The 6,509-nt window shown below is 57.0% G+C and carries 3 protein-coding genes; all 3 read left to right on the forward strand.

Features of this window, described 5'->3' with window-relative positions; all coding sequences use genetic code 11:
- The first annotated feature begins 179 nt into the window (after window positions 1–179).
- Entirely contained in the window at window positions 180–776 is a 597-nt protein-coding gene (locus E1H13_RS22555) for a fasciclin domain-containing protein (protein ID WP_169616929.1), read from the forward strand.
- Window positions 777–1,566: 790 nt separating this feature from the next.
- Complete coding sequence (gene nifJ / locus E1H13_RS22560) at window positions 1,567–5,331, forward strand: pyruvate:ferredoxin (flavodoxin) oxidoreductase (protein WP_169616931.1); 3,765 nt, start codon at window positions 1,567–1,569, stop codon at window positions 5,329–5,331.
- A gap of 69 nt (window positions 5,332–5,400) precedes the next feature.
- Entirely contained in the window at window positions 5,401–6,426 is a 1,026-nt protein-coding gene (locus E1H13_RS22565; RefSeq protein ID WP_169616933.1) for a dihydroorotate dehydrogenase-like protein, read from the forward strand.
- The last annotated feature ends 83 nt before the right edge of the window (window positions 6,427–6,509 follow it).

The following is a 6,509-nucleotide window of genomic DNA, read 5'->3' on the forward strand; positions in this document are numbered from 1 at the left end:
ATCCACCCATCTACCCATCCACTCCCCACCTCCCCACCTCCCCGGGAACACACACTTCCCTCCCTGGGTAGAGCAGCGACCATCAAGCTTGTGTTAAAACATATTTTGGGATGTAAAGAACTGTAAAGCACCTTTGCGTCCACGCATTGTACTCCTTGCTAGAACAACTAGGACAACCTATGAAGACTCCGAACACAATTCGCATTGCCCTGGGTCTGCTTCTGTTTGGTGCTGCCCCTGTGGCCATGACCGCATTGCCCCAATCGGCCACCGCTGACATGCATACTGCCCCTAACGTCGAGCAGCCCATGGAAGCAGCGCCTGAGCCTGAGCCAGGTTACGAAGACCCCACCGCAGCTGAAGCGGCTCCCAGCATCGCTGAAATTGCCGCCAGCAGTGAAGACTTCTCGATTTTGACCGCCGCTATCGAAGCCGCTGGTTTGACTGAAGCACTCAGCAATGGTGAGGCTTCTTTGACGGTATTTGCCCCCACCAATGCGGCCTTCGAAGCGCTGCCCGAGGGCACCGTTGATGCCCTATTGTTACCTGAAAATCAAGATCAACTGACTCAACTGCTCACCTACCATGTGGTCGAAGGGGAAGTGTTTTCCACTGACCTGGCCTCTGGGGATGTGGATACCCTGGCGGGTGCTCCCATCACCGTCATGGTGGACGGTGAAGCGGTGACCATCAATCAGGCCAATGTCGTTGCTGCCGATATCGAGGCCAGCAACGGGGTGATCCATGTGATCGACTCTGTACTGCTGCCCATGTAGTTGGCTCGTGAACACAGTTAGCTAACGCTGTACAAATCACTAAATTAGACAAAAACCAGGAAGAGCGGGGTGCAAGGGTACCCCGCCTTTTTTATGGGCTGACATAAAGAACTGTGTGATTATTTGTCTAGGTGTTAAGCATCTGAGACAGGCGCTAGCGGTCAAGGGGTCAAGTTAAACGTCTCTTCAGAATTATGTTACGTAACGCATTATTTCCCCTGGTTTTAGCCCAGCTTTAAACCAATCACTTCCCCCAATTCTCAGAATCACCTTGGGTTCGAGGAATAGAATCGCGATCGCATATCCTCTATCAAACCAATTTTGCCAAAACCTATGGGCAACGCTGTTACCCAGTTTCATCAATAGATGGTGACTTTAAACCTAGATTCACTCGATTCAAACCAGTCATAACGCCTTCAGCCCTTAATACAAAAGGGTTTCAGTCAGTAGTAAAGTTTACCTAAACAGTCGTCACGTCTGGGTCAGCTAGTGGCACTATAGAGGTATTGATGCTGTACTGCCTATAGCTCTTGATCCACTTCTGTATGACTTCAATTCAGTTGATTGATCACGTTAACCAGCTTTAAGTCTGCCGCATCATCGCTCAAGAGTTGTTATTTTTTGGTTAAGCCAATAAACAATCAAAATGTTGTCAAAGTTGAATGACGGCATCATCTCCAAACCAGATTTTTTGGCTGCTGGAACATTCAACCTTTAGCTACAAACAGCTACAGCTACTCACTTTAAACTTGCTTGAAACCGCTGCCCAATCAATTTAAGGGGCCCTGTAATGGACACCAACACCTTTGCCACCCTAGACGGCAACGAAGCCGTTGCCCGGGTGGCCTATCGCCTCAGTGAAGTCTGCGCCATCTATCCCATCACCCCCTCATCACCCATGGGAGAGTGGGCCGATGCCTGGGCTTCTCTCAACCAGTCCAACATTTGGGGCACCGTGCCCTCGGTGGTGGAAATGGAAAGCGAGGCGGGGGCCGCCGGAGCCGTCCACGGATCGCTGCAAGCGGGGTCACTGACCACCACTTTTACGGCATCCCAGGGGTTACTGCTGATGATCCCCAACCTCTATAAAATTGCTGGGGAGTTGACGGCGGCGGTGTTGCATGTGGCGGCCCGCTCCCTGGCGGCCCAGGGGCTCTCGATCTTTGGCGACCACAGCGATGTGATGGCCACCCGGGCTACGGGCTGCGCCCTATTGTGCTCGAACTCGGTACAGGAAGCTCAGGATATGGCCGCGATCGCCATTCGCGCCAGCCTCGAATCCCGCATTCCCTTTCTACATTTTTTTGATGGCTTCCGCACCTCCCACGAAGTGCAGAAAATTGACCTGATCCCCGACCAGGTGCTGGCCGACTTCGTGCCCTTTGACCTGGTGCTGCACCATCGCCAGCGGGCCCTCACCCCCGATCGCCCCTTCATTCGTGGCACCGCCCAAAACCCTGACGTCTACTTCCAGGGGCGAGAGACGGTGAACCGCTACTACAACGCCTGCCCTGACATTGTGCAGCAGGCCATGGACGAGTTTGCCCAACTCACCGGTCGCCAGTACCGACTATTTGAGTACCACGGTGCCCCCGATGCCGAGCGGGTGGTGGTGGTGATGGGGTCGGGGGCTGAAGCCGTCCACGAAACTGTGGATGCCCTGGTAGCCCAGGGGGAAAAGGTGGGGCTACTGAAGGTGCGGTTGTATCGGCCCTTCGACAGCATGGCCTTTGTGAAGGCGTTGCCCCAGACGGTGCAGGCGATCGCCGTGCTCGATCGCACCAAAGAACCGGGCAGCCCTGGGGAACCCCTCTACCTGGATGTGGTCCACGCCATCCACGAACTGCCCCAAACCGCAGGCCGTGTGCGCCTGGAAGGGGACGAGGACCATCCCCACTTCACCCGGCCCCAGCCAGTCTATGCCAAGGTGGTGGGCGGTCGCTATGGCCTGTCGTCTAAAGAGTTTACCCCGGCCATGGTCAAGGGGGTGTTTGATAACCTGGCCCAGCCAGATCCCCAAAACCACTTCACAGTGGGCATTATCGACGATGTCACCTTCACTTCTCTAGACTACGACTCCAGCTTCACCACCGAGCCCGACAGCGTGGTGCGCAGCGTGTTTTACGGCCTGGGGGCTGATGGCACCGTGGGGGCCAACAAAAACTCGATCAAAATCATTGGCGAAGACACCCCCAACTACGCCCAGGGTTACTTTGTCTACGACTCTAAAAAGTCAGGCTCGGTGACGGTCTCCCACCTGCGGTTTGGGCCTGAGCCTATCCGTTCCACTTACCTGATTACCCAAGCCAACTTTGTGGCCTGCCACCAGTGGGAATTTGTCAGCAAACTAGAGTTGCTCCAGGAGGCTAAACCAGGGGCCACCCTGCTGCTGAATTGCCCCTTTGATGACCCGGCTGAGGTGTGGGCGCGGCTGCCCCAGGCGATGCAGCAAGGGATTATCGATCGGGGCATTAAGGTCTACGGCATTAACGCCTATCGGGTAGCTCGGGAAGCGGGCATGGCCGGACGGATCAATACCGTCATGCAGGTGTGTTTCTTTGCCCTGTCAGGGGTGCTGCCCCGGGAAGATGCGATCGCGGCGATTAAAAAAGCCATCCGCAAAACCTACGGTAAGAAGGGCGAAGAGGTGGTGGCGATGAACATCAAAGCCGTCGATAGCACCCTAGAGCACCTGTACGAGGTGCCCATCGCCGATGCCAGCGGCGACGATGCCCCCCACCGCTGGGTGCCCGACACGGCTCCCCCCTTCGTCAAAGACGTACTGGCCAAAATGATGGCCCGGGAAGGGGATAGCCTACCCGTCAGTGCCCTGCCCGCCGATGGCACCTACCCCTGCGGCACTACCCAGTACGAAAAGCGCAATGTTGCCCAAGAGGTGCCGGTGTGGGATCCCGATGTTTGCGTGCAGTGTGGCAAATGTGTGATGGTCTGCCCCCACGCGGTGATTCGTTCTAAGGTGTACGACCAGGCAGCCCTGGCGGAGGCACCAGCGACCTTCCAAAGCACTGACGCCAGGGACAAAGCCTGGAGTGACCTCAAATTCACCATTCAAGTGGGGGTGGAAGACTGTACGGGCTGCGCCCTCTGTGTGGAGGTGTGCCCCGCCAAAAATAAGGCAGAACCCAGCAAAAAAGCGATCAACATGGCCGAACAACTGCCCCTGCGGCAGCAAGAACGGCAAAACTGGGACTTTTTCTTGCAGCTACCCAACCCCAACCGGGCCGACCTGGATCTGCGCAAGATCTCCCATCAGCAAATGCAGGAACCGCTGTTCGAGTTTTCTGGGGCCTGTGGCGGCTGCGGCGAAACCCCCTACATTAAACTGGCCACCCAGCTGTTTGGGGACCGGATGCTGATCGCCAACGCTACCGGCTGCTCGTCCATCTACGGCGGCAACCTGCCCACCACCCCCTACACCCAAAATGCCGAGGGCCGAGGGCCGGCCTGGTCTAACTCCCTGTTTGAGGATAATGCCGAATTTGGCCTGGGCTTTCGGGTATCCATCGACAAACAAACGGAGCAGGCCAGGGAGTTGCTACGAGGCTTAGCCCTCGATACCGAAAACTCGCCCCTGTCTCGGCAGTTAGCGACGGCGATTTTGGACAACGCCCAAACCGACGAGGCTGATATCTTTGAGCAACGGCAGCGGGTGGCCCAGGTGAAACAGGCCCTAGGGGACTGGTTGGGGCAGCTGGATGGGGGCGATCGCGGCCTCAAAACCCGTCTGCAAAACCTGGTATCCCTGGCCGACTACCTGGTGAAAAAGAGCGTCTGGATCGTCGGCGGCGACGGCTGGGCCTATGACATTGGCTATGGTGGCCTGGATCATGTGCTGGCCAGCGGCCGTAACGTCAATGTGCTGGTGATGGATACCGAAGTCTACTCCAATACCGGCGGCCAAATGTCCAAAGCCACCCCAATTGGGGCCGTAGCCAAGTTTGCCGCTGGGGGCAAACCCGCCCCCAAAAAAGACCTGGGCTTGATGGCCATGACCTACGGCAACATTTATGTGGCCAGCGTGGCCATGGGGGCCAAAAATGAACACACCCTGCGGGCCTTCCTAGAGGCTGAAGCCTACGATGGCCCCTCCTTGATCATCGCCTACTCCCACTGCATTGCCCACGGCATCAACATGGCCAAGGGTATGGAGCAACAGACCGCCGCCGTGGAGTCGGGCCGCTGGCTGCTCTACCGTTACGATCCCCGCCGGGTCGAGCAGGGGGAAAACCCACTTATGTTGGACAGCCGGGCCCCCAAACGCTCCCTGGAGCAGGCCATGTACAGCGAAAATCGGTTCAAGATGCTGCTGCGCAGTAAACCCGCCGAAGCCAAGGAGCTACTGCGCCAGGCCCAGGTTAGCGTGGCCAGCCGCTACCACATGTACCAATACCTGGCCGCCCGCGACCTGGAGGAAGAGGCTCCCCTGCCGCCGAATCGCAGCTACCACCTGGATCATCCGGCCCAGGGAAATGGTCAAGGTAATTCTACTAGGCCTAAAGATAGCGGTACTGGTACGACAGCATCCTCAACATAAAACCAGATCCCAGAGGTCTTCGAGACCCCTGGGATCTTTGTCACCAAACATTTCTAGCAGGACCCCACCATGGACTTAACCACCCAATACCTTGGCCTGACCCTGAAATCGCCCCTGGTGGTGGGGGCGGCGGCTCCCCTCACCGAAGACCTGGACAACCTGCGCTGGATCGAAGATTCCGGTGCAGCGGCGATCGTGCTCCATTCCCTATTTGAAGAACAAATCCGCCGGGAGCGACTGGAAATTCATCACCATACCGAGTACGGCACCGAAAGCTTTGCCGAAGCCCTCACCTACTTCCCTGAACCAGAGACCTTCCATGTGGGCACCGACGCCTACCTAAACCACATTCGCCAGGCCAAAGCGATGGTGGATATTCCGATCATCGCCAGCCTGAATGGCACCACCCTGGGCGGCTGGATCGACTATGCCCAGCAAATGCAGCAGGCCGGGGCCGACGCCATCGAGCTCAACATCTACTGGATTCCCACCGACCTGGATCTGCCGGGAGCCGATGTGGAGCAGACCTATGTGGACATTGTTAACGCCGTCACCGACTCGGTGCAAATTCCCGTTGCGGTGAAGGTGGGGCCTTACTTCAGCAACATGGCCAACATGGCGAAACGGCTCCACCAAGCCGGTGTTGAAGGGCTGGTGCTGTTCAACCGCTTTTACCAGCCCGACATTGACATTGACAACTTAGAGATTGAACCCAACCTCATCCTCAGTGCCCCCCAGGATCAGCGCCTACCCCTCACCTGGATTGCCCTACTCTACGGCAAACTGCCGGTCAGTCTGGCTGCCACTAGCGGTATTAGCCGGGCCGAAGACGTGGTTAAACTGCTGATGGCCGGGGCCGATGTCACCATGCTGGTAGCCACCCTACTGCGCCATGGCATTGGTCACCTTAAAACAATCGAAGAAAATCTGCACCAGTGGCTCGATGAGCATGAATATGAATCTTTAGACCAGCTGCGGGGCAGCATGAGCCAGCTCAAATGTCCCAACCCCAGCGAATTCGAACGGGTGCAGTATATGCGCGCCATCCAGTCCTACCATCCCATCTGGGCCCCAGACTACCAGGTCACCCATTAGCCAGCTCACCCATCCACCCATCCACCCATCCACCCATCCACCCATCCACCCATCCACCCATCCACCCATCCACCCATCCACCC

The sequence above is a fragment of the Nodosilinea sp. P-1105 genome (genome assembly GCF_012911975.1).
Classification (GTDB): domain Bacteria; phylum Cyanobacteriota; class Cyanobacteriia; order Phormidesmidales; family Phormidesmidaceae; genus Nodosilinea.